Here is a 21,945-nt window from a genome sequence, read left to right on the forward strand (position 1 = left end):
ACAGGACGCCGGTACGCGCCTCAGGCCCGGACCTCGCCGTTCACGACGACCCGGAGCGGCTGCGCCAGCGCGCGTACGTCGGCCCGCGGGTCGGCGTCGTACACCACGAGGTCGGCGGGCGCCCCCTCGGTCAACCCCGGTCGGCCGAGCCAAGCGCGGGCCGCCCAGGTGGTCGCCGACAGGGCCTGGAGCGGTGGGATGCCGGCCTTCACCAGCTCTTCGACCTCCGCGGCGACCAGGCCGTGCGGCAGGGAACCTCCGGCGTCGGTGCCGACGTAGACCGGGACGCCCGCGTCGTAGGCGGAGCGGACGGTGTCGTACCGCCTCTCGTGGAGGCGCCGCATGTGCGCCGACCAGCGGGGGAACTTCGCCTCCCCGCCCGCCGCCAGCTTGGGGAACGTCGCGATGTTCACGAGGGTGGGGACGATCGCGACCCCACGCTCCGCGAACAGCGGGATGGTGTCCTCCGTGAGGCCGGTGGCGTGTTCGATGCAGTCGATGCCCGCCTCGACCAGGTCGCGCAGCGAGTCCTCGGCGAAGCAGTGCGCCGTGACCCGGGCGCCGAGCCGGTGCGCCTCGGCGATGGCGGCCTCGACCTCGGCGCGCGGCCAGCAGGCCGTCAGGTCCCCGGCATCACGGTCGATCCAGTCGCCGACCAGCTTCACCCAGCCGTCGCCGCGTCGCGCCTCTCGGCCGACGTACGCGACGAGGTCGGCGGGCTCGATCTCGTGTGCGTAGTTGCGGATGTAGCGGCGGGTGCGTGCGATGTGCCGGCCCGCCCGGATGATCTTCGGCAGATCCTCGCGGTCGTCGATCCAGCGGGTGTCGGAGGGCGAGCCGGCGTCGCGGATGAGGAGGGTGCCGGCGTCACGGTCGGTGAGTGCCTGGCGTTCGGCGGTCGCGGCGTCGACCGGGCCGTGGGCGTCCAGTCCCACGTGGCAGTGTGCGTCGACCAGGCCGGGCAGGGCCCACCCGGTCACCGTGGTGACCTCGCGGGCCGCGGGCGGGCGCTCGTAGGAGACCCTCCCGCCGACCACCCAGAGCTCGTCGCGGACCTCGTCGGGCCCGACCAGCACCCGCCCCTTCACGTGCAGCACATCGCTCATGTCGGCACTGTACGTGCGGGCTCGGGCGGCGCCCCGGGGAGGGTCGCCGCCGCCGCGGGAGGCACGGGGGACGGAGGCCTGGGCGAGCGCGCGGCCCGGCCCAGGTCGGGTCGGGCGAGGGCGAGGGCGGGGGCGGGTCCGGGAGGGCGGGTCCGGGGGCGGGGTCAGGTCAGGGCATCTCGGGTCAGGACGCGGACAGTGCGTCCAGGAGCCGGTCCACGTCCGCCTCCGTGGTGTAGAGGTGGAACGAGGCCCGCAGGAGGCCCGCGCGGGCCGATGTGGCGATGCCGGCGGCCTGCAGGGCGGGCTGGCGTCCGGCGAGGCCGGGCACCGAGACGATGGCGGCCCCGCCGGGCACGGGCTCGTGGCCGAGACGGGCGAGCCCGGCCCGGTAGCGGGCGGCCAGGGCGGTGTCGTGGGCGTGGACGGCCTCGACGCCGATCCGCTCCAGGAGCCGCAGCGAGGCCTCTGCCGCGTGGTAGGCGAGGAAGGCGGGGGATTCGTCGAACCGCCGCGCCCCGTGGGCCAGTTCGGGCATGGGACCGTACGTGGCGTCCCACATGGACTGCGCCGCCACCCATCCGGCGTGCAGCGGGGTCAGCGTGTGCTGGGCCTCCTTCGACACGGTCAGGTACGAGGCCCCGCGAGCGCCGAGCAGCCACTTGTAGCCCGCGGTGACCGTGTACTCGTACGGCGACGCGTCGAAGGGGAGCCAGCCCGCCGCCTGCGTCGCGTCCACCAGCATCCGGGTCCCGTACGCCGCCGTCGCCGCGCGCACCGCGGCCAGGTCGGCCATCCGCCCGTCGGCGGACTGCACGGCGCTCAGCGAGACGAGGGCGGTGTCCGGGCCGACGGCTTCGGCGACGGACTCGAGGGGTGCGAAGCGGACCTTGAGGTCGCCCCGCACCACGAACGGGTTGATCACGGAGGCGAAGTCGCCCTCCGGGCACAGCACTTCGGCGCCGGGCGTGAGCGACGCGGCGATCAGGCCGACGTGGGTGGACACGGCCGAGCCGACGGCCACCCGGTCGGCGTCCACCCCGACCAGGCGCGCGAAGGCGGCCCGGGCTCCGGTCACCCGGTCGAAGTCGCCGAATCCGGCGGGGATCCCGGCCCCCGCCGCCTCGGCCAGTTCCCGTACGGCGGCGACGGCGGAACGCGGGAGCACCCCGCAGTTGGCGGTGTTGAGGTAGGCGGTGGAGTGGGCGAACTCGGCACGGGTCGCATCGGCGAGCGGAAGGTCCATGCCGTCAACTCTGCGCCAGGAGCGCCCCAAAGTCCATCGGCGGGTTTTACGTGCCCACCCCAAGCCATCCTTATGACCGAGGGGCGACACACGCACCGTCGGGCTCGCACGCCTCGGCGGCGGCCGGTTCCCCGACCTCACGCCCGGCCCACGCCTGTTCCAGGGCCCGGGTGAACACCTCGGCCGGCTGGCCGCCGGAGATGCCGTAGCGGCGGTCGAGGACGAAGAACGGCACGGCGTTCGCGCCCAGCTCGGCGGCCTCGCGCTCGTCGGCCCGCACCTGGTCGGCGTAGGCCGAATCGTCGGCGAGGACGGCGCGGGCCTCGGTCTCGTCCAACCCGGCCTCGACGGCGAGGGCGACCAGCACCTCGGCGTCGAAGACGGAGCGGTCCTCGCCGAAGTTGGCCCGGTAGGCGAGGTCGAGCAGCTCCTCCTGCCGGCCTCGGGCCCCGGCGAGGTGCAGCAGCCGGTGGATGTCGAAGGTGTTGCCGTGGTCGCGGCCCTCGGTCCGGTATTCCAGGCCCTCCGCGCGGGCGGCGGCGGCCACGTGCTCCTCCATGCCGCGCGCCTCGTCGAGGGTGCGGCCGTACTTCTCGGCGAGCATCTCCACGACGGGAGCCGTGACACCCTTGGCACGGCCCGGGTCAAGCTCGAAGGACCGGAAGACGACCTCCACCCCGTCGCGGTGCGCGAACCCGGCCAGCCCCTTGGTGAAGCGGGCCTTGCCGATGTAGCACCAGGGGCAGGCGATGTCGCTCCAGATCTCGACGCGCATGATCCTTCTTCTCTCCGGGTTCGGGGGGGCAAAACGGTTTGTGGTTCAACCATCCCCCGACCCGTCTCATTCCCTGGACGCGCCGGCGGGGACCGCACCGCCCCTCAGGGAACATCCTGAAGCGCATGCGGTCCCCGCAGGGTCTGTGTCTAAGGCTGGGGCGGGCGCTCGTTTCCGGTCGGGGGCTGCTTGCCGATCTGCTCGTTGAGCTTCTGTTGCGCCGTGTCCACCTGACGCTGGTACTTGTTCCCAGTCCTCGTGTCGAAGGCGTCTCCGGCCTTCTCCACGCCTTGGCGTGCCTGGTCCGGGTGTCCCTTGATCAGGCCTTTGAGCTTGTCGAGCATGGACATGAACGGTCCTTTCCCGGGATTGCCTGTCGCTCCCAGCTTCGCCGCGAACGCCCGAGCGTGCACCCGGAGCAACCGCGGGCCGCCGATCCCACGGCGGGAACGCCGCGGAGCGCGTACGGCTCATTCCCCGGACGCGGCGGGCGGGGGGCCGATCCGGAGCCAGAGGGTGCGGTGGGTGCCCGAGCAGGGGGCGGCGGGGTCGGGGCGCCAGCCGTGGGCGGCGTAGAAGGCCTGGGCGCGGAGGTTGTGCTCGTAGACCTCCAGGCGGACCCGCCGGACTCCGGCGCGGCGCCAGGCGTCCACGCAGGCGGCATGCAGGGCGGCGCCGGTGCCGCGGCGCCAGTGGAGCGGGTCGACGTGGAGCTGGGTGAGGGTGGTCTCGCCGTCCTGTGTGCGGAAGGCCGCGACCCCGGTGAGTTCGCCGTCCTGTTCCGCGCAGAGCACCCCGCCCTCGGCGGCGTCGCGGGCGACCGCCCGGGACCAGCCCTCGCGGGTCCGGTGGATCTCCGCCGCACCCGCGTAGGCCTGCTCGGGAATGTGGCCCTGGTAATAGGTGGCACGGGCCCGGGTGTGGAGGGCGGCGATCGCGTCGAGGTCGGCGGGTTGCGCAGTCCTGATCATGGGAAGGGAAACGCGCCGGGAGCCCCGTCGGTTCCCGGCGCGTCGGGCTGCGGCCCCGCGTGGCTACTTCTTCAGCCACGCCTCCATCATCTTCTGGGCGATGGGGGCGGCCAGCTTCCCGCCGCCGATCTCGGAGCGGTCGGTGTCGGAGTTCTCGATCACCACGGCGACGGCGATCTGCTTGCCGTTCAGCTTGCCGTAGGAGGTGAACCAGGCCAGCGGGGCAAGGCTGTTGTCGACACCGCGCTGGGCGGTACCGGTCTTGCCGCCCACCTCCGCACCGGACACCTGGGCCGGCTTGCCGCCGCCCTCGGTGGCGACCGTGCGCATGGCGTCCCGGACCATCGAGGCGGTCCTCTCGCTCATGACCTGCCGGGACTTCGGGTCCTTGAAGCTCTCCAGCACGTCACCGTTGGCGTCGGTGACCTCGGAGACCATGTGCGGCGCGACGAGCTTGCCGCCGTTCTCGATCGCGGCCGTCACCATGGCCATCTGGAGCGGGGTGGCCTGCACGTCGAACTGGCCGATGCCCGTCTGCGCGACCTGGTCGACCGACATCTTCTTCGACGGGTACCTGCTCGGCGGGTTGGTCCGGATCGGGGTGTCGATCTGCACGTTGAAGCCGAACTTCTCGGCCGTCGCGCGCATCTTGTCCTGGCCGAGCCTGGACGCGAGCTCGGCGAAGACGTTGTTGCAGGACAGCCGCAGGGCGGTGCGCACCGAGACGTTGTTGCAGGCCGCGGAGCCCGCCTCGCTGGGCAGCGGGGTGCGGGTACCGGGGATCGTGTACGGGTCGGCGATGCCGGTCTGCTGGTCGATGTCGGTGACCAGCCCGTTCTCGATCGCCGCGGCGAGCGTGACCAGCTTGAAGGTGGAGCCGGGTGCCTGGGGCTTGCGCAGCGCCACGTTCTCCATGGCCTTGCCCTTGTCGGCGGAGAGTTCGTCCCAGGCCTGCTGGTCGTTGGCGCCGGTGATGCTGCCCGGGTCGAAGGAGGGGTTGTTCACCACGGCGAGGATCTCGCCGGTCGCGGGGTCGACCGCCACGGCGGCGCCCTGCTTGCCCTGGAGCGCGTCGTACGCCGCCTTCTGCACGTTCCTGTCGATGGTGGTCAGGACATTGCCGGGATCGGCCCGCTTGTTGGTGAGCAGGTCCATCACGGTCTTCAGCCGGCTGTCGGAGCCGTTGAGGACGTCCTTGTAGACGCCCTCCAGCATGGTGGTGCCGTAGACCTGGGAGCTGTACCCCGTGACGGGCGCGTAGAGCGGACCGTCGACGTACGTCCGCTTGTAGCCGAAGTCCTTGCCGCCCGTCTTCACCGACCCGGTGATCGCCTCCCCGCCCACGATGATGTTGCCCAGCGGGTTCTCGTACTGCCCGATGAGATTCCGACGGTTGTGCTTGTCGTCTGCGAGGGCCTGGCCTTGGTAAGCCTGCACCCAGGTGACGCGGACCAGCAGGGCCAGCACCAGGAGCAGACAGAAGACCGACGCACGCCTGATCGTCTTGTTCATCCCCCAGAAGGACGTCCCGGCGGCCCCGGCCGTTCCTCTCTGCCCCGATTGTGGCCGGGTTCTCAGCTTTTCTTCATGACGAAGCCCCCCTCGTAAGCCGCGATGACGGCCTGGGTGCGGTCGCGGGAACCGGTCTTGGCGAGGTCCGCCGCGACGTGGGTCTTGACCGTCTGCGGCCCGACCCCGAGGTGCGCTCATCTCGTGGTTGGACAGTCCGGACGCCATCAGGCGCAGTACGTCGGCCTCGCGGTCGGTGAGCCGGGCCAGCCAGGGTGCCGTGGCGGGGGCGGCCGCGGCCGAGTGGGCGGCGGCGAGCGAGCGGACGGCGGCCGGGAAGAGCAGCGAGTCGCCCCGGGCGACGAGGCGGACGGCGCCGGTCAGTTCGTCGGGGTCGGCCCGCTTGAGGAGGAAGCCCGCGGCTCCCGCGCGCAGGGCGTCGTAGACGTAGGCGTCGTTCTCGAAGGTGGTGACGACCACGATCCGGGGCGGGTCGGCCATGGTGGCGAGGATCTGCTCGGTGGCCCGGATGCCGTCGATCTCGGGCATCCGGACGTCCATCAGCACCGCGTCGGGCGCCAGCGAGCGGACCAGCGGGACCGCCTCGGCCCCGGTGGCCGCCTCGCCGACGACCTCCAGATCGTCTTCGGCCTCCAGGATGACCCGCAGCGCGGTGCACACCATCCGCTCGTCGTCGCAGAGCACGATGCGCAGCGGCAGGCGGCCTGCCGGGACGGGCCCCGCCATCGGTCGCCCCCGGCGAGCGGGAGGACGGCCCGCAGCCGCCACCCGTCCTCGCACGGGCCGGCCTCGACGCTGCCGCCGAGCAGTGCGGCCCGTTCCGCGGAGCCGCGCAGTCCCCGGCCCCCGCCCGGAGGACGGGGACGGGGTCGGCGGCGCGTACGTCGTCGTGTGAACGGCTCGTGTGGTCATGACTCAACGGTCCCGTGCGAGGCGCCCCGGCACCTCCCCCTCACAGGGGAACCGTCTCCCCCGGCCGGGGGAGGAATCACACCCTCCGCCGCCCCGCCTACGCCGCTCGCCTACGCCGCCCCCTAACAACGCTCCGCATGCGCCACCTCACATGCAGCGCCCCGCCTGCGCCACCTCGATGCAGCGCCTCACATGCGGCGCGTCACCACCGACAACCGGTCCCGCGCCTCGAACAGCGCCGCCTTGATGACCTGTTCACGCCCCGCCGTCAGCCGGGCCACCGGCACCGAGCAGCTCACCGCGTCCCGGGCCGGCGTCCGGTACGGCACGGCCACCCCGAAGCAGCGCAGCCCGAGCGTGTTCTCCTCCCGGTCCACCGCGTAGCCCTGCTCCCGCACCAGCGCCAGCTCCTCGATGAGCAGCTCCCGGTCGGTGATGGTGTGCTCGGTGACCGCCTCCAGCCGCCGCGGCAGCAGCCTCCGCACCTCGTCGTCCGTGTGCGTGGCCAGCAACGCCTTGCCGAGCGCCGTCGAGTGCACGGGCAGCCGCCGGCCGACCCGGGTGAAGGGCCTCAGATAGTGCTGGGACTGGCGGGTCGCGAGGTAGACCACGCTCGTACCGTCCATCCGGGCCAGGTGGATGGTCTCCGTCGTGTCGTCCGAGAGCCGGTCCAGGGTGGGCCGGGCGGCGGCGACCACCTCGTCGCCGTCGATGTACGAGCTGCCGACCAGCAGGGCCCGTACGCCGATGCCGTAGCGCGTGCCCGTCGCGTCCGTCTCCACCCACCCCAGGTTCACCAGCGTGCGCAGCAGCATGTAGAGGCTGGACTTGGGCAGGGAGAGGTCGTTCTGGATGTCGGCCAGGCTGTGCAGCCCCGGCCGCGACGCGAAGTGCTCCAGCAGCAGGACGGTCCGGACCGCCGATTTGACCGGCGCCGCCGCAACCGGGATCCCCGGCTCGGTCGTCGTCATACGCCTGCTTCCCCTCTGGTCGCCTCTTGTCACGCGGAGGACGCGGAAATAGAGTCCGCAGCAGATGTGATCATTCATCCACCGGAACCGCGTTCAGAATACTGAACGATCCAGGAGGCAGTGGGCCATGACAACGACACCAGTCTGGAGTGTGGACCCCCGCACCGGGAAGCAGCGCGAGCAGGTTGCGGTGGAGGCCACATCCCGGGAGGTGGACGAAGCCGTCCGGGCGGCCCACGCAGCCCGTGGCCCGCTCGCGGACGCCGCCGTCCGCGCCGCCTTCCTGCGCGCCGCGGCCGCCCTGCTGGACGAGGCCGCCGCCCACGTCATCGAGGCCGCCGACGCCGAGACCGCGCTCGGCCCGGGCCGGCTCACCGGCGAACTGGCCCGCACCAGCGGCCAGCTGCGCGCCTTCGCCGACGCCGTGGACGAAGGGGCCTACCTCGACATCCGGATCGACCGCGCCGACCCCTCCCTCAGCCCGCCCCGCCCCGAACTGCGCCGCTACAAGGTCCCGCTCGGCGTCGTCGCGGTCTACGCCGCCTCGAACTTCCCGCTCGCCTTCTCCGTCCCGGGCGGGGACACCGCGAGCGCGCTGGCCGCCGGCTGCCCGGTGGTCGTCAAGGCGCACCCCGATCACCCCGCCACCTCCGAGTTGTGCGTTTCGCTGCTGCGCCGGGCGGCGGTCGCCGTGGGGCTGCCGGCCGAAGTCGTCAGCCTCGTCCACGGGTTCGACGCCGGCCTGGAGCTGATCCGCCACCCGCTGGTGGCCGCCGCCGGATTCACCGGTTCCATCCGGGGCGGGCGGGCCCTGTTCGACGCGGCCGCCGCCCGGCCGGTACCCATCCCCTTCCACGGCGAACTGGGCTCCCTCAACCCCGTCGTGGTCACACCGGCCGCGGCCGCCGAGCGCGCCGAGGAGATCGGCAGCGGGCTCGCCGGCTCGGTCACCCTCGGCGTCGGCCAGTTCTGCGTGAAGCCCGGCCTGGTGCTGGTCCCCGCCGGCGCGGACGGCGACCGGGTCACCTGCGCGCTCACCAAGGCGCTCGGGGAGACCGAGCCGGGGGTGCTGCTCGACCACCGGATGCGGGAGAACTTCGTCTCGGGCGTACGGGACCGGGCCGCGCTGCCCGGCGTCGACGCGCCGGTCACCCCGGGTTCCGGCGGCGAGCACACCGTCGGTGCGGGATACCTGACCGTGCCCGCCGGGAGCCTCCTGGAGGGCGGCGCGTACGACCTCCTCCTGGAGGAGTGCTTCGGCCCGGTGACCGTCGTCGTGCGGTACGCCGACCAGGGCGAGGCGGGAGCGGTCCTCGGCCGGCTGGGCGGGAACCTGAGTGCCACGCTCCAGTTGTCGGCCGCCGAGAGCGACGGCGCGCCGGGCCCGGCCGCCGAGCTGATCGAGCAGGTCACGGGGCTTGCGGGGCGGATCGTGGTCAACGGCTGGCCGACCGGGGTCGCGGTGGCCCCGGCCCAGCATCACGGCGGCCCGTACCCGGCCGCCACCTCGCACTCCACCTCGGTGGGCGGGACCGCGATCGAGCGCTGGCTGCGGCCGGTGGCGTACCAGTCGGTGCCGGACGCGCTCCTTCCGGCGGAGCTGCGCGAGGACAACCCGCTGGGGCTGCCGCGCCGTGTGACGGGCGGCTGAGCGAGGGCCGCACGCCGCGCCGGCCGAGAACCGCAGTCCTGGAACGCGGCCGGGGGGCGCAGGCGGGGGCCCGGGCCGGGGAACGCGGCCCGGGCGCAGCCGAACGGGTTCACGTACGACCGGCGCCGAAATCTCCCGCGAGGGTAAGGGAACGGCAAAGCCCCTCCGGTCGTTCTCCGGGCATGACCGCTATGACCCCTGGATCCAACCTGCCGCTCAATGCCGTGCGTGTGACGGTGGACGTGGCTGCGCCGGTGCGACTCGACGTATCGGCCCTGCTCCTCACGGCGGACGGCAAGGTGCGTTCCGACGCCGACTTCATCTTCTTCAACCAGCCCTCCGGTCCCGGTGTCGGCTACCGGTCCGGCGGCGGTTCGGCACCGGACTCGATCACCGTGGACACGGCCGCGTTGCCCCCGGGCATCGAGCGGATCGTGGTGACGGCCAGCCCCGACGCCGCCGGGCAGTCCTTCCAGGGCATCGAGCCCACCGGCACCGTGCGCAACGCCGACGGCGGCGCGGTGATCGCCTCCTTCACCCCGCCGCAGCTGGGCACCGAGACGGCGCTCGTCGTCGTGGAGATCTACCAGCGCGGCGGCGTGTGGAAGGTGCGCGCGGTCGGCCAGGGGTACGCGAACGGCCTCGCCGGCATCGCCACCGACTTCGGGGTCTCGGTGGAGGAGGAGCCGGCTCCCGCGCCCGGCGTCGCCCCGCCGGCGCCGTCGGCACCGCCCGCGCCCCCCGCGCCCCCGGCGCCCCCGGCACCGGCGGTCTCGTACCCGGCCTCTCCCTGGCTCGGCGGCGCCACGACGCCCACCCCGGCCGCCCCGGTCCCCGCAGCGGCTCCCGCCGCCCCGGCCGCACCGGCCGCACCGGCCGGCACCGGGAAGATCAACCTCGACAAGGGCCGGGTCACCCTCCAGAAGAATCAGACCGTCTCCCTGGTCAAGGGCGGCCGCCCGCTGCTCTCCCAGGTCAAGATGGGCCTGGGCTGGGAGCCCGCGTTCCGCGGCCGGGACATCGACCTCGACGCCTCCGTCATCGCGTACGGCCCCAACCGCAACCACATCGACAGCTGCTACTTCGGCAAGCTGTCCATCCTCAACGGCGCCGTCAAGCACTCGGGGGACAACCTCACCGGTGAGGGCGCGGGCGACGACGAGGTGATCGTCGTGGACCTCGGCAGGCTCCCCGCCGACGCCACCGGCCTGGTCTTCACGGTCAACTCCTTCTCCGGCCAGAAGTTCACCGAGGTGGCCAAGGCCTACTGCCGCCTGATCGACGCGGCGAGCGGCGAGGAGCTGGTGCGCTTCGACCTCACCGGCGCCGAGCCCCAGACCGGCGTGATGATGGCGAAGCTGATCAAGCAGTTCTCCGGCGAGTGGGAGATGACCGCCATGGGCGACTTTGTGAAGTCGCGCACAGTGCGCGGCATGGTCAAGCCGGCCTCCCAGGCACTCTGAGCAGGTGGGCGGGCACGTGCAGCCACCGGACCGGATCGCGGGTGATGGATGCCACGCGTAATCCGTAGGTGGCTGTCAGTGCCCGCCCGTAGCCTTGGAAGCATGTACGAGACGCTCACACCCGCCGGGCCCGCCCGCCCGTCCGCCGCCGAGGCGAACGAGGCGATCCGGCACCTGGTCGAGACCCGGGTGGACGGCGAGTGGCCCTCGGAGGCGTATGAGTTCCTGCTCGCCGAGTGGGCCGAGGCCTCTCGCACGGAGGTTTCCCCGGCCCAGTGAGGTGCGGGTGCGCCGCAGGCGGCGGCGTCGGTGTGCGCGCCATCAGTGTGCGCGCCGCCACGGCCCGGTGACGGCCAGCATGATGCCCGGGGCCTGGAGGCTGGCGTACAGCGTGCGCCCGTCCGGGGAGAAGCAGACACCGGCGAATTCGGAGTACTCCGGTTCCTGAGCCGACCCGATGTTCAGCTCGTTGCGCGCCAGCGGGTAGGTGCGGCCCGACGAGGTCGCGCCGAACAGGTGCTGCAGCCCCGAGCCGTCCTCCGCGATGATCAGGCCGCCGTACGGGGACACGGTGATGTTGTCGGGGCCGTCGTAGCCGCCGCCCGTCGAAGGGTCCGCGTTGATCCCGATGAGGACGGTCAGCCGGACGGTGCGCCGCTTGGGGTCGTAGAACCAGACCTGGCCGTCGTGGGCTGCGCCCGGGCTCTCCTCACGGGCGAAGGAGGAGACGAAGTACGCGCCGCCGTCGGCCCACCACATGCCCTCCAGCTTGCGCCCCCGCGTCACCACGCCGTCCGCGAACTGTTTGCGCACCGGCACCGTCCGGGCGTCACGGTCGGCCACGTCCACCCAGTCGACGCCGTACACGGTGCCGATCCTCGTCGCGCGTGACAGGTCGTCGACGAACCGGCCCCGGCTGTCGGTGCACTTGGCGGCCTGGAGCAGGCCGGCGTCGGGGGCGAGCGTACGGAGCATGCCGCGCCCGTGGCGGAAGCCGCGGGGCGGGGTCCAGCGGTAGAACAGCCCGTTGGGGCCGGAGGCGTCCTCGGTCAGGTACGCGTGGCCCTGGCGAGGGTCGATGACCACGGCCTCGTGGTCGTAGCGCCCGAAGGCCTTGACGGGCTGCGGGTCGCGGTTGGCGCGGCGGTCGTGCGGGTCGACCTCGAAGACATAGCCGTGGTCCTTGGTCATGCCGTTCTTGCCGGCGAGGTCGGAGTTCTCCTCGCAGGTGAGCCAGGTGTCCCAGGGGGTGGCGCCGCCCGCGCAGTTGGTCGACGTACCGGCGATCCCCACCCATTCGGCGACCTCGCCGCCGCGCCGGACCTCGACGACCGTGCAGCCCCCTGCCGCGGCCGGGTCGTAGACGAGGCCCTCGGCGAGCGGGACCGGATGGGCCCAGTTCTCCCGCCTGCCCCGGAGTTCGTGGTTGTTGACGAGGAGGGTGACCCCGCGGTGGCCCTCGAACGCGGCGGTTCCGTCGTGGTGGGAGGGGGTGGTCTCGCCGGACTCCAGCTTGGTGACCCCGCTGTGCGTGATCACGCGGTATGTGAATCCGGCGGGGAGGGCCAGGATTCCGGCCGGGTCGGGGAGGAGGGGGCCGTAGCCGGGCTCGCAGGGCCGCCCGTGCTCGTCGCGGGCCGTGCCGTCGTCGGCCGCCAGCGCCCCCGGGGCGGTCGCGAGGGCGCCGACAGTCCCGGTGAGCGCGACTCCCGCGCCGGCGAGGACGGTACGGGCGGTGAAGTCTCTACGGCTGAGCGGCATCGGGTCTCCAGGGGTGGGGAGGTGGTGCGCCTGGCGTGCGGTCGTCGGCGCACACGCTCTCGCCCGCACGTGAACGGCGGCTGAACTACCCACCACGGGGAACCGGCCCCTCACCGGTGGCCGGAATGGCCAACTCCGGCCCAGGAAAAGGCTCATTGTCGCCGCCGGCCGGGGACGCAGGGCCGATCGTCGCCGCCCACCCGGGGCCGGCGGCGCATCGTCGCCGCCGGTCGGGGCCGCTCCGCTCAGGTCCGGCGGGAGCGCGCCTTGAACGCCGCCTTGCGGGCCTCCTTCGCCGTCTTCCTGTCCGGATGCAGCCGGCCCATCGCCTCCAGGACATGGGCCGTCGCCGGGTGCTCCACCCGCCACACGAGGTCGAAGAACCCTGTGTGATGAGCGGTCAGGGTCTCCATCAGGAGCGGCAGCTCCTCCGTCTCCCCGCCGGCCGCCAGCTGCGCCGCGATCGTGTCGACGGTCAGCCAGAACACCATCTCCGGGTCCGGCGCCGGTACGTCGCCCACCCCGCGCTCCGCCAGCCAGACCCGGGCGAGCCCGCCGAGCTCCGGGTCGTCCAGCACCGAGCGGACCGCCGGCTCGGCCTCCGGCCCGGCCTGCGCCAGGGCCTGCTGGCACCGCAGCCGGCGCAGCGGGCCGCCCTCGTCGTCCCCGCGGGCGGCGGCCAGCAGCTCCGCGACCGCGGCGGGCAGTTCCCGCCCGGCCAGCCACTGGTCGATCTCGGCCTGGGCGGCGTCCTCGGAGTAGAAGGCGACCGCGTCGAGGAGGGCGTCGGCGCCCTTGCCGGCCAGTTCCCCGACGGCCGGGGCGTCGACCCCGGCCTCCCGCATCCGGGCCCGGACGCCGTACAGGCCGAGAGGGGTCAGGCGGACCATGCCGTAGCGGGACACGTCGTCGTCGTCCCCGCCGGCCGGGCCACTTGCGCCGCCCTGGACGACCCGGCCACCGGCGGAGGCCTCCTCGTCGGCGGCCTCCGCCAGCAACTCCTCGTCGACGGGCCGGAACTCGACCAGTCCGATCGGCTCCAGCTGCCGGAACTGGTCGTCGAGGCGCATCATCGCGTCCGAGACCTGCTCCAGCACGGCGTCGGTCGGCTCGCCCATGTCGTCGGGCACGACCATGGAGGCGGCGAGCACCGGCAGCGGAACCGGTCCGTCCGCAGCCCGGCCCTCCGTGACGGTGAGCAGATAGAGGTTGGCGAGGGCCCCGTCGAGGAAGTCCGCCTCGCGGCCCGGGTTCCAGTCCAGCCGGTCGAAGTCGATCTCGCCGCCCGCGTCCAGCGCGTCGACGAGTCCGTCGAGGTCGGGGACCGCCGCGTCGGCGAGAACCGTCTCCAGGGCCGCGAGCCAGAGGCCGAGTACGTCGCCGGGTGCACCGCCCGTCACCAGCGCCAGGTCCTCACCGGGCGCGGCCGTGCCGAAGTGCTCCTCGCAGCCTGTCTCTTCGACCGTCCCGCCGGCCGTCCTGGCGGCCGTCCTGGCGGCCGTCCCGGCGGCCTGCGCGCCGCCCTTCCCGCCGGCCTCCTCCCCGTCCTCCTCCGGCTCGGTCACGTCGACCAGCCCGGTGTCCACGGCCACCCGCCAGGCGCGGCTCGCATCCATCGCGGACTGCGCGTCGGCGGCGTCCAGACCGAGCACCTCGGCGGCCTCGGACAGCTGGGCGGCGGCCAGCTCACCGCCGATGCCGACGCGGGTGTCGGGGCCGGCCCAGCGGGCGAGCCGTACGGCGCGCGCGAACAGCGGGGCGCCGAGAGCGTCGCGGGCGAGTTCCGCGTCGGAGTGCAGCCGTACCGGCGGCAGTGTGGGATGCGACTCAGCGGACATGCAGCGGTTCTCCTCGCGGACGCGGTAGGGGCATGCCGGCACGGAGCGGCCGGCCGGCCGGCGGGTCCGTCAGACGCGCCCGGATTCCGGCGACATGGCCGACATGACGGGCAGGACGGGCATGGCAGATGTGGCGCAGATGACAGACGTGGCCGTCGTACGGCGCCCCAGCGTAGACGCATATCGGGCGCCTCCGGCGGGGCATCTCCTTTGGTTCATCCCACAGTCGTCTGTCGTATCCCCTGGAGGGCTTGACAACTTTGATGGCCACACAGGAAATTGACGCGCGTAGATGTATCGGGGGCGGCACGCCACCCGCAGATCTCGCCGCCACACCCCCTCCTTTCCCCTCTCCCACACCGGAGTCACTGACCATGCGCTCCTCGCATCCCCGCTCCACCGCCGTCGCGGCCCTCGTCGCCACCGCGCTGGCCACCGGCCTGCTCGCGGGCTCCGCCGACGCGGCCGAGGGCGACGCGTCCGCCGGTTCGGTACGCATCCACGACATCCAGGGCACCACCCGGATATCCCCGCTCAACGGCAAGCAGGTCGCCGACGTCGAGGGCATCGTGACGGGCGTGCGTACGTACGGCTCGCGCGGCTTCTGGATCCAGGACCCGGACGCCGACGACAACGACGCCACCAGCGAGGGCGTGTTCGTCTTCACCAACTCGGTCCCGACCGTCGCCGTCGGCGACGCGGTCAAGGTCTCCGGCACGGTCGGCGAGTACATCCCCGGCGGCCTGACCTCCGGCAACCAGTCGGTGACCCAGATCTCCAAGCCGACCGTGACCGTGGTCTCCTCCGGCAACGCGCTGCCCGAGGGCGCCGCGATCAACGAGTACACGGTGCCCGCCGCGTACGCCCCGGCCGGCGACCCGGCGGCCGCCGGCAGCATCAACGGCCTCGCCCTGGAGCCCTCGCGCTACGCCCTGGACTTCTACGAGTCCCTGGAGGGCATGAACGTCCGCATCGGCACTTCGCGCGTGGTCGGCGCCACCGACCCGTACGCGGAGCTGTGGGTCACGGTGAAGGGCTGGGAGAACGCCGCCAAGCGCGGCGGCACGGTCTACGGCTCCTACGAGTCCCAGAACACCGGCCGCCTGCAGATCCAGCAGCTCGCGCCCCTCGCGCAGCAGCCCTTCCCGGTGGCCAACGTAGGCGACAAGCTGACCGGCACCACCGAGGGCCCGCTGGACTTCAACCAGTTCGGCGGCTACACGCTGGTGGCCCGTACCCTCGGCACCGTCAAGGCGGGCACCATCGCCCCCGAGAAGACCAAGCCGCAGGCCGAGCAGGAGCTCGCGGTGGCCACGTACAACGTCGAGAACCTCGACCCGACCGACCCGCAGGAGAAGTTCGACGCGCTGGCGAAGGCCGTCGTCGAGAACCTGGCCGCCCCCGACATCCTCGCCCTGGAGGAGATCCAGGACGACAACGGCGCCAAGAACGACGGCACCGTCTCGGCCGAGCAGACCCTGGCCAAGTTCACCGCGGCGATCACGGCGGCGGGCGGCCCGGCCTACCAGTGGCGGACCGTCGACCCCGAGGACAAGAAGGACGGCGGCGAGCCCGGCGGCAACATCCGCCAGGTGTTCCTCTTCAACCCGGCGCGGGTCTCCTTCACCGAGCGCGCCCCGGGTGACGCGGCGACGGCGACCGGAGTGGTCAAGGAGAACGGCAAGGCCCACCTGACCCACTCCCCCGGCCGCGTCGACCCCGCGAACCCGGCGTGGGCGGACAGCCGCAAGCCCCTCGCGGGCGAGTTCGTCTTCCGCGGCAAGACGGTCTTCGTGATCGCCAACCACTTCGGCTCCAAGGGCGGCGACGAGGGCCTGACCTCGCACCACCAGCCGCCGGTGCGCAAGTCGGAGGAGAAGCGACTGCTCCAGGCGCAGGCCGTGAACGGCTTCGTGAAGGAGATCCTGGCGGAGGACAAGAACGCCAACGTCCTGGTCCTCGGCGACATCAACGACTTCGAGTTCTCGGCGACGACGGACGCGCTGGCGGACGGCGGGGCGCTGTACCCGGCGATCAAGTCGCTGCCGAAGTCGGAGCGTTACTCGTACGTCTTCCAGGGCAACGCACAGGTGCTGGACCAGATCCTGACCAGCCCGGCGATCAAGAAGTTCACGTACGACAGCGTGCACATCAACGCGGAGTTCGCCGCGCAGAACAGCGACCACGACCCGCAGGTGCTGCGCTTCCGCCCGTAGCTCCCCGGGGCCCGAGCAACAGGGGTGTCCGGCCGCCGTCCCGGCCGGACCCCCCCCTGTCCCAATCGCGCCATGATCCTCCGTGAGCGCCTGGGCCAGAACGGCCGGGAGCGGGCCCTGGTGGAAGCGGTGCGGGTCCGCGCGGACCGGCGGGGCGCGGGACTCGGGGCGGAACTGATGCGGCTGGCCGTCGAACGGGCCCGGGGCCGCGGCTGCGGCCTGGTCCAGCTGACCAGCGACAAGCGCCGCGCGGAGGCCCACCGCTTCTACGAGCGGCTGGGCTTCGCCCGCAGCCACGAGGGCTTCAAGCTGCACCTGGAACCGTAACGGGGCTTTTCCGGGCAAGACGGGGACTTTCAGCCCTGGCGTGATGCTCGACACATCTCTACCGAATCGCCCGGTTGTGGTGTTGAGTGTCTGCACGCCCGATCTTGTACGACTCGTACCGACCGCACTCCCCGGAGGATCCTCGTGTTCCCCTCCATCTCCCTCGCCCAGCAAATCGGCCTCGCCGTCCTGCTCGTGGCCGCGATCGTCTGCGTCGTCCGATTCGGCCACATGCTGCGGGACAAGCGCTTCCCCCACCCTGAGCCGGACGCCTTCGCGGGCCTGGCGAAGATCCCCGCCCAGCGCAGCGTCGCCGCGCACCCGATGGAATCGGTGGAACTGACCGAGGCGGAGCAGCAGGCCTTCGCCGGCCTGGTCCGTACGATTCCGCTGCCCTGACTCCCGCGCGCGCCCGCGTCGGCGCGAGCCGCGACGCCCCTCACCCCCTGCGGGCCGAGGGGCGTCGCGCATGTCCCGACTCGACCGGCCGCAGGGCAGGCGGCGGCAGCTCGCATCCGGGCACGGGTCAGCGCAGTACCCGGCCCCGCAGGATCACGCGCTTCGGCCGGCCCAGGGTTTCGGGTACAACAGCGGGGTCTTCGTCGTAGGCGACCAGGTCGGCGGGCGCTCCATCGGCCAGGCCGGGCAGTCCGAGCCAGTTCCGCGCGGTCCACGAGGCAGCCCCGAGAGCTTCTTCGGCCGGCATGCCCGCCCGCAGCAGCCATCGGGACTCCGCGGCGACCGTGCCGCAGGGAAAGCTGTCGGTTCCGGCGAGGACCAGGACCCCCGCTTCGTGTGCCTTTCGAACGTTGGCGATCATGCCCCGCCAGCCGTCGAGCCAGTGGGAGCGCCGCGCGCCGGGTTCGCGCCCTTGCCACATCTCGACGCTTCCGGCGAACGCCGAAAGCGTCGGCACGTACGCGGTCCCCTGAACGGCCATCCGGTCCAGGAGCTCCGGGTCCAGATGCATGCCGTGTTCGAGGCTGTCGGCGCCGGCCAGGACGGCGTTGCGCGAGCCCTCGCTGGTCTGGCAGTGCACCGAGACCCGTCCGCCGACGGCGTGCACCGCGTCAACGGTCGCCTTCAGCACATCCAGGGGTACGGCGGGCTCGTCCCATCGCCAGTCACCGATCACCTTGCACCAGCCCGACCCGGCTGTGGCCTCCTCGACCGCGGCCCCGGCGAGCTCGTCCTCGCTGATGTCGCGTCCCGCCCCGGGGAAGAACCGGCCGGGCGTGGCCAGCCACCTTCCCGCCGACCGGACGCGAGGCAGATCGGCTTCCGTGTCCACCCAGCCGGGCATCCGCTCTGCGGTTCCCGGGGTCCGCACCAGCAGCACCCCGGCGTCACGGTGCGCCGTCAGATGCTTCCGCAGCAGGGCCTCGTCGAACCGGTCGTCAGGACCCTCAGCCCCCGGATGCGTATGGACGTCGACCAGCCCCGGCAGGAGCCAGCCGCCGTCGACCACCGTCTCCACTCTCTTCGACGCCGCATCGGCGGGCGGCTCGGTCCTCAGCCGTTCCCCGTCGACCCAGAACGTGCGCTCGACGCGCTCGGGCAGGGTGACACCACGTATACGCATGATCATGACGGTGAACCTACGGGATGACGCGATGGTGACACGCTCGCCCGGCGTGCGCACGGTGGACGTGGCAGCGCCGGAGGCCGGAGGGCCGAGCGGGTCTCCGTCGCGTTGGAGGAGCGGGCCCACGTGGCGTTCGAAGGACAGCCAGGAGCGCAGCTGAGCGCCCTTCCGGGCCGTGGTGGGGCCGTGGAAGGGCGCTCAGCGGTGGGCCGTGCCGACCGGCGACAGCGCGCGTCGGTTGCTCAACACCGGGACAGGGCAGCCGGCGTCAGTTGTTGCTGTGCAGGACCTCGTTCAGGCCGCCCCAGGCCGCCTTGTACGGGCGGGCCTCGACGGTGCCGGTGACCGAGTTGCGGCGGAAGAGGATGTTGTTGGCGCCGGAGAGCTCCAGGGCCTTGACGATCTGGCCGTCCGGGAGCGTCACGCGGGTGCCCGCGGTCACGTACAGGCCCGCCTCGACGACGCACTCGTCGCCCAGCGCGATGCCGACGCCGGCCTCGGCGCCGACCAGGGTGCGCTCGCCGATCGAGATGATCTGCTTGCCGCCGCCCGACAGGGTGCCCATGGTGGAGGCGCCGCCGCCGATGTCGGAGCCGTCGCCGACCACGACGCCCGCGGAGATGCGGCCCTCGATCATGGAGGTGCCGAGGGTGCCTGCGTTGAAGTTGACGAAGCCCTCGTGCATGACGGTGGTGCCCTCGGCGAGGTGCGCGCCGAGGCGGACGCGGTCCGCGTCGGCGATGCGCACGCCCTTGGGGGCGACGTAGTCCGTCATCCGCGGGAACTTGTCGATCGAGGTGACCTGGAGGTGCAGGCCCTCGGCGCGCGCGTTGAGGCGGACGGTCTCGACCTGGTCGACCGCGACCGGGCCCAGCGAGGTCCAGGCGACGTTGGTCAGCAGGCCGAAGACGCCGTCGAGGTTCTGGCCGTGCGGCTTGACCAGGCGGTGGCTGAGCAGGTGCAGGCGCAGGTACGCGTCGTGCGCGTCCAGCGGCTTGTCGTCCAGGGAGGCGATGACCGTGCGGACGGCTACGACCTCGACGCCGCGGACCGCGTCCGTGCGGATCGCCTTGGCCGCGGCGGCGCCGAGGTGCTCCACGGCCTGTTCGGCGGTGAGGCGCTCGGTGCCGGCCGGGCCGGGCTCGGCGACCAGCTCGGGGGCGGGGAACCAGGTGTCGAGGACGGTGCCGTCGGCGGTGAGGGTGGCAAGTCCGGCGGCGACGGCGCCGGTGGTACGCGTAGCAGTCATATCCGAAACCTAACCGGCGACGGCCTTCGGTTGCGAACCGGTCTCATGTGCCGGTCGCGCCGGTCGCGCCGACCGCAACGCGTGCCGGCGCTGCCGGACGTGTGTCCACAGGACGGCCCCGCCCGCCCCCGCCGCCAGCACCGCGCACAGCGGCCACAGCAGCCCGGGCGCAGCGGAGTACAACGCCCCGCCCAGCGGCGGGCCGAGGACGACCCCGCTGACCGAGACCCCCGCGTACAGGCTCTGGAACCGCCCGATGGCGTGCTCCGGCGCCTCGTCGGCCACGTAGGCGGTGGCGGTGGTCTTGTAGAGGATCTCCCCGAGGCTCAGCAGCACCATCATCACGACGGCGGTCGCGATCCCGGCCCCGAGCAGCAGCACCCCGTACGCGGCCCCGACCAGCACCAGCCCGGTGCCGACGACCGCCGGCGCCGGCCGCTTGCGCAGCGCGACCGCGGCGGGCAGCTCCAGCAGCAGGATCACCCCTCCGTTGAGGGCGATGACGAGCCCGAACGCACGCGCGTCCAGGCCGTGGTCGGCGAGGAAGACGGGGAAGGTGGAGTACTGCTGGCGGTAGACGACGTCGGTCACCAGGATCGCGCCGAGCATCACCAGCAGGGCGGGGCGGGCCCGCAGTTCGCGCCAGACGCCGTGCTCGCCGCGGCCCTGACCCCCGTCCGGGGCCGCGGCGGGCACGGCGGCCCCACGGGTGGCACCGCGTGCCGGGACGACCCGCGCGGTCCAGAAGGCGAAGAAGAGGGTGCCGATGCCGTCGCCGACGAAGAGCCAGTCGTAGGAGAAGCCGGTGGCGACGAGCGCGCCCAGCGGCGGCCCGAGGGTGAATCCGCCGTTGGACACGCAGCGCACGACGGCGAAGGCCTGGCGGCGGGCTCCCTCCGGGACGGTGACCGCGATCAGGGCGGCGTTGGCGGCCCGGATCACGCCGGCGGCGTACTGGGCCAGCGGCAGGGCCGCGCAGAGCAGCGGGGTGGGCAGCAGCGGGAGCGCCGTCAGGGAGAGGCCACCCAGCATGGAGGCGGCGAGCAGCACCCGGCGGTGGCCGAAGCGGTCGCCGTACCAGCCGCCGGTGAAGTTGCCGACGACCAGGCCGACACCGGCGATTCCGCTGGCGAGGCCCGCCTGGGCGGCGCTGAGGCCGCGTGGGCCGGTCAGGTAGAGGAAGACGAAGACGAAGGTGAAGCTGACGACGGCGTTGACGAAGACCCCCGCAGCCAGCAGCCACACGACCCTCGGTATGTCCTTGAACCCCTGCAGCACACCCGTGTCCCCCACATCCGGCGAGTAAGTTCCCTTTGGGAACGGACTATGTCAGCATGACAGCCTTGGGTCAACGGACAAAGGAGCTCCCATGGCCCAGCGCACACACCTCGGCGACGCGGACTGCGCCATCGCCCAGGCCCTCGACGTGGTGGGCGACTGGTGGACGCTGCTGATCGTGCGGGACGCCGCGCGCGGCCTGCACCGCTTCGAGGAGCTCCAGCGCGAGCTGGGCATGTCCCGCAAGGTGCTGGCGGAGCGGCTGAAGCTGCTCGTGGAGGCCGGGGTGTTGTCGCGCGAGCCGTACCAGGAGCGTCCGGTGCGGCACGAGTACCGGCTGACCCCGCGCGGGCGGGGACTGCTCCCCGTCCTGGTCGCCCTCCAGGACTGGGGGGACACCTGGATCCTCGGAGAGGGAGAGATGACGGCCACGACCGACGAGGCTTCGCGGGAGGCGGAACGCGTGCACGCGCTGCGCGGCACCCGCGTGCCGCAGCTGCTGCTGCCGGACCGTTTCGGCGAGCTGAGCGACCCGGTGGCGGACGACACCCCGTTCACGGTCCTGTACTGCTTCCCGGGCGCGTACTCGCGCGCCGAGTCCTACCCGCCCGGCTGGGCCGGGATCCCGGGGGCCAAGGGCTGCACGTTCGAGTCGTGCACGTACCGCGACCAGCTCGCGGAGTTCACGGCGGCCGGCGCCACCGTGCAGGGGGTGTCGACCCAGCGCCCGGACGAGCAGCGGGACTTCGCGGAGCACGAACGTCTGCGGTTCCCTCTCCTCTCGGACGCGGACCTGGCGCTGACGGCGGCGCTGCGGCTGCCGACGTTCCGCGCGGCGGGCGTGAGCCGGATCAAGCGGCTGACCCTGGTCATCGACCGCGACCGCACGGTACGCGAGGTGATCTACCCGATCCGCGACATCGAGGCGAGCGTGCAGACGGCCCTGAGGGCCGTGCGCTCCGCCGCTTAGCGGGGGGGTGTCTCTATGTCCTTCGTCAAGGACATGGTGTCGGGTATCGGGCTGTTTGGGATGGTCATGCGGCGAGGGTGACGGTGGGGGTTCTGG

Annotated in this window: 19 protein-coding genes and 1 pseudogene; 7 read left to right on the forward strand and 13 right to left on the reverse strand. The window is 72.8% G+C overall.

Annotated elements, in window-relative coordinates; all coding sequences use genetic code 11:
- Positions 1-20 precede the first annotated feature (20 nt).
- The 8 genes and pseudogenes from ACWGIF_RS06860 to ACWGIF_RS06895 form a co-directional block, all read right to left on the reverse strand.
- Complete coding sequence (locus ACWGIF_RS06860; RefSeq protein ID WP_453492128.1) at positions 21-1,106, reverse strand: amidohydrolase family protein; 1,086 nt, start codon at positions 1,104-1,106, stop codon at positions 21-23.
- A gap of 184 nt (positions 1,107-1,290) precedes the next feature.
- Positions 1,291-2,352: an aminotransferase class V-fold PLP-dependent enzyme gene (locus tag ACWGIF_RS06865; RefSeq protein WP_453492131.1), complete on the reverse strand. Its 1,062-nt coding sequence runs from the start codon at positions 2,350-2,352 to the stop codon at positions 1,291-1,293.
- A gap of 70 nt (positions 2,353-2,422) precedes the next feature.
- A complete protein-coding gene (locus ACWGIF_RS06870) occupies positions 2,423-3,127 on the reverse strand; it encodes a DsbA family oxidoreductase (RefSeq protein WP_453492134.1) in 705 nt (234 codons plus the stop codon).
- A gap of 149 nt (positions 3,128-3,276) precedes the next feature.
- On the reverse strand, positions 3,277-3,477 hold the full coding sequence (locus ACWGIF_RS06875; protein WP_453492137.1) for an antitoxin: 201 nt from the start codon (positions 3,475-3,477) through the stop codon (positions 3,277-3,279).
- 120 nt (positions 3,478-3,597) lie between these two features.
- Positions 3,598-4,098 (reverse strand): N-acetyltransferase family protein, encoded by a 501-nt coding sequence (locus ACWGIF_RS06880; protein ID WP_453492140.1) that lies wholly within the window; start codon positions 4,096-4,098, stop codon positions 3,598-3,600.
- Positions 4,099-4,161: 63 nt separating this feature from the next.
- Positions 4,162-5,610, reverse strand: a complete 1,449-nt coding sequence (locus tag ACWGIF_RS06885) for a peptidoglycan D,D-transpeptidase FtsI family protein (RefSeq protein WP_453492142.1) — start codon at positions 5,608-5,610, stop codon at positions 4,162-4,164.
- 62 nt (positions 5,611-5,672) lie between these two features.
- A pseudogene (locus ACWGIF_RS06890) lies at positions 5,673-6,354 on the reverse strand (response regulator).
- Positions 6,355-6,728: 374 nt separating this feature from the next.
- Positions 6,729-7,511, reverse strand: coding sequence for an IclR family transcriptional regulator (locus ACWGIF_RS06895; RefSeq protein WP_453492145.1), 783 nt, complete (start codon positions 7,509-7,511; stop codon positions 6,729-6,731).
- A gap of 127 nt (positions 7,512-7,638) precedes the next feature.
- Here ACWGIF_RS06895 and ACWGIF_RS06900 point away from each other — a divergent pair, with 127 nt between their 5' ends.
- From ACWGIF_RS06900 to ACWGIF_RS06910, 3 genes are all read left to right on the forward strand, one after another.
- Positions 7,639-9,162: an aldehyde dehydrogenase (NADP(+)) gene (locus tag ACWGIF_RS06900; protein WP_453492148.1), complete on the forward strand. Its 1,524-nt coding sequence runs from the start codon at positions 7,639-7,641 to the stop codon at positions 9,160-9,162.
- Positions 9,163-9,344: 182 nt separating this feature from the next.
- Positions 9,345-10,625 (forward strand): TerD family protein, encoded by a 1,281-nt coding sequence (locus tag ACWGIF_RS06905; RefSeq protein ID WP_453492151.1) that lies wholly within the window; start codon positions 9,345-9,347, stop codon positions 10,623-10,625.
- A gap of 102 nt (positions 10,626-10,727) precedes the next feature.
- Positions 10,728-10,904 carry a hypothetical protein gene (locus ACWGIF_RS06910; protein ID WP_453492154.1) on the forward strand — a complete coding sequence of 59 codons (177 nt, stop codon included), beginning with the start codon at positions 10,728-10,730 and terminating at the stop codon, positions 10,902-10,904.
- A gap of 42 nt (positions 10,905-10,946) precedes the next feature.
- Here ACWGIF_RS06910 and ACWGIF_RS06915 read toward each other — a convergent pair whose 3' ends face one another.
- Complete coding sequence (locus ACWGIF_RS06915; RefSeq protein ID WP_453492157.1) at positions 10,947-12,386, reverse strand: alkaline phosphatase PhoX; 1,440 nt, start codon at positions 12,384-12,386, stop codon at positions 10,947-10,949.
- A 245-nt stretch (positions 12,387-12,631) separates the two neighbouring features.
- Positions 12,632-14,224 carry a hypothetical protein gene (locus ACWGIF_RS06920; protein ID WP_453492160.1) on the reverse strand — a complete coding sequence of 531 codons (1,593 nt, stop codon included), beginning with the start codon at positions 14,222-14,224 and terminating at the stop codon, positions 12,632-12,634.
- A 374-nt stretch (positions 14,225-14,598) separates the two neighbouring features.
- Here ACWGIF_RS06920 and ACWGIF_RS06925 point away from each other — a divergent pair, with 374 nt between their 5' ends.
- The 3 genes from ACWGIF_RS06925 to ACWGIF_RS06935 all read left to right on the forward strand — a co-directional run bounded on the left by ACWGIF_RS06925 (position 14,599) and on the right by ACWGIF_RS06935 (position 17,166).
- Positions 14,599-16,440: an endonuclease/exonuclease/phosphatase family protein gene (locus ACWGIF_RS06925; RefSeq protein WP_453492163.1), complete on the forward strand. Its 1,842-nt coding sequence runs from the start codon at positions 14,599-14,601 to the stop codon at positions 16,438-16,440.
- 72 nt (positions 16,441-16,512) lie between these two features.
- On the forward strand, positions 16,513-16,767 hold the full coding sequence (locus ACWGIF_RS06930) for a GNAT family N-acetyltransferase (protein ID WP_453492166.1): 255 nt from the start codon (positions 16,513-16,515) through the stop codon (positions 16,765-16,767).
- 144 nt (positions 16,768-16,911) lie between these two features.
- Positions 16,912-17,166, forward strand: coding sequence for a hypothetical protein (locus tag ACWGIF_RS06935; RefSeq protein ID WP_453492169.1), 255 nt, complete (start codon positions 16,912-16,914; stop codon positions 17,164-17,166).
- A 127-nt stretch (positions 17,167-17,293) separates the two neighbouring features.
- Here ACWGIF_RS06935 and ACWGIF_RS06940 read toward each other — a convergent pair whose 3' ends face one another.
- The 3 genes from ACWGIF_RS06940 to ACWGIF_RS06950 all read right to left on the reverse strand — a co-directional run bounded on the left by ACWGIF_RS06940 (position 17,294) and on the right by ACWGIF_RS06950 (position 20,894).
- The gene (locus tag ACWGIF_RS06940; protein ID WP_453492172.1) at positions 17,294-18,349 is read right to left on the reverse strand and encodes an amidohydrolase family protein; all 1,056 of its coding nucleotides are present in this window, start codon (positions 18,347-18,349) and stop codon (positions 17,294-17,296) included.
- Positions 18,350-18,620: 271 nt separating this feature from the next.
- On the reverse strand, positions 18,621-19,601 hold the full coding sequence (gene dapD, locus ACWGIF_RS06945; RefSeq protein WP_453492175.1) for a 2,3,4,5-tetrahydropyridine-2,6-dicarboxylate N-succinyltransferase: 981 nt from the start codon (positions 19,599-19,601) through the stop codon (positions 18,621-18,623).
- Positions 19,602-19,610: 9 nt separating this feature from the next.
- Positions 19,611-20,894, reverse strand: a complete 1,284-nt coding sequence (locus ACWGIF_RS06950) for an MFS transporter (RefSeq protein ID WP_453492178.1) — start codon at positions 20,892-20,894, stop codon at positions 19,611-19,613.
- A 76-nt stretch (positions 20,895-20,970) separates the two neighbouring features.
- Here ACWGIF_RS06950 and ACWGIF_RS06955 point away from each other — a divergent pair, with 76 nt between their 5' ends.
- Entirely contained in the window at positions 20,971-21,849 is an 879-nt protein-coding gene (locus ACWGIF_RS06955; protein WP_453492181.1) for a winged helix-turn-helix transcriptional regulator, read from the forward strand.
- Positions 21,850-21,945: the final 96 nt, after the last annotated feature.

It is taken from the genome of Streptomyces sp. NPDC054849, from assembly GCF_053610945.1.

What these genes read in the sequence shown, in the direction of transcription:
- ACWGIF_RS06860 (WP_453492128.1), bottom strand. Translation starts at nt 1,106, where the DNA reads ATGAGCGATGTGCTGCACGTGAAGGGGCGGGTGCTGGTCGGGCCCGAC.
- ACWGIF_RS06865 (WP_453492131.1), bottom strand. Translation starts at nt 2,352, where the DNA reads ATGGACCTTCCGCTCGCCGATGCGACCCGTGCCGAGTTCGCCCACTCC.
- ACWGIF_RS06870 (WP_453492134.1), bottom strand. Translation starts at nt 3,127, where the DNA reads ATGCGCGTCGAGATCTGGAGCGACATCGCCTGCCCCTGGTGCTACATC.
- ACWGIF_RS06875 (WP_453492137.1), bottom strand. Translation starts at nt 3,477, where the DNA reads ATGTCCATGCTCGACAAGCTCAAAGGCCTGATCAAGGGACACCCGGAC.
- ACWGIF_RS06880 (WP_453492140.1), bottom strand. Translation starts at nt 4,098, where the DNA reads ATGATCAGGACTGCGCAACCCGCCGACCTCGACGCGATCGCCGCCCTC.
- ACWGIF_RS06885 (WP_453492142.1), bottom strand. Translation starts at nt 5,610, where the DNA reads ATGAACAAGACGATCAGGCGTGCGTCGGTCTTCTGTCTGCTCCTGGTG.
- ACWGIF_RS06895 (WP_453492145.1), bottom strand. Translation starts at nt 7,511, where the DNA reads ATGACGACGACCGAGCCGGGGATCCCGGTTGCGGCGGCGCCGGTCAAA.
- ACWGIF_RS06900 (WP_453492148.1), top strand. Translation starts at nt 7,639, where the DNA reads ATGACAACGACACCAGTCTGGAGTGTGGACCCCCGCACCGGGAAGCAG.
- ACWGIF_RS06905 (WP_453492151.1), top strand. Translation starts at nt 9,345, where the DNA reads ATGACCGCTATGACCCCTGGATCCAACCTGCCGCTCAATGCCGTGCGT.
- ACWGIF_RS06910 (WP_453492154.1), top strand. Translation starts at nt 10,728, where the DNA reads ATGTACGAGACGCTCACACCCGCCGGGCCCGCCCGCCCGTCCGCCGCC.
- ACWGIF_RS06915 (WP_453492157.1), bottom strand. Translation starts at nt 12,386, where the DNA reads ATGCCGCTCAGCCGTAGAGACTTCACCGCCCGTACCGTCCTCGCCGGC.
- ACWGIF_RS06920 (WP_453492160.1), bottom strand. Translation starts at nt 14,224, where the DNA reads ATGTCCGCTGAGTCGCATCCCACACTGCCGCCGGTACGGCTGCACTCC.
- ACWGIF_RS06925 (WP_453492163.1), top strand. Translation starts at nt 14,599, where the DNA reads ATGCGCTCCTCGCATCCCCGCTCCACCGCCGTCGCGGCCCTCGTCGCC.
- ACWGIF_RS06930 (WP_453492166.1), top strand. Translation starts at nt 16,513, where the DNA reads ATGATCCTCCGTGAGCGCCTGGGCCAGAACGGCCGGGAGCGGGCCCTG.
- ACWGIF_RS06940 (WP_453492172.1), bottom strand. Translation starts at nt 18,349, where the DNA reads ATGCGTATACGTGGTGTCACCCTGCCCGAGCGCGTCGAGCGCACGTTC.
- dapD (WP_453492175.1), bottom strand. Translation starts at nt 19,601, where the DNA reads ATGACTGCTACGCGTACCACCGGCGCCGTCGCCGCCGGACTTGCCACC.
- ACWGIF_RS06955 (WP_453492181.1), top strand. Translation starts at nt 20,971, where the DNA reads ATGGCCCAGCGCACACACCTCGGCGACGCGGACTGCGCCATCGCCCAG.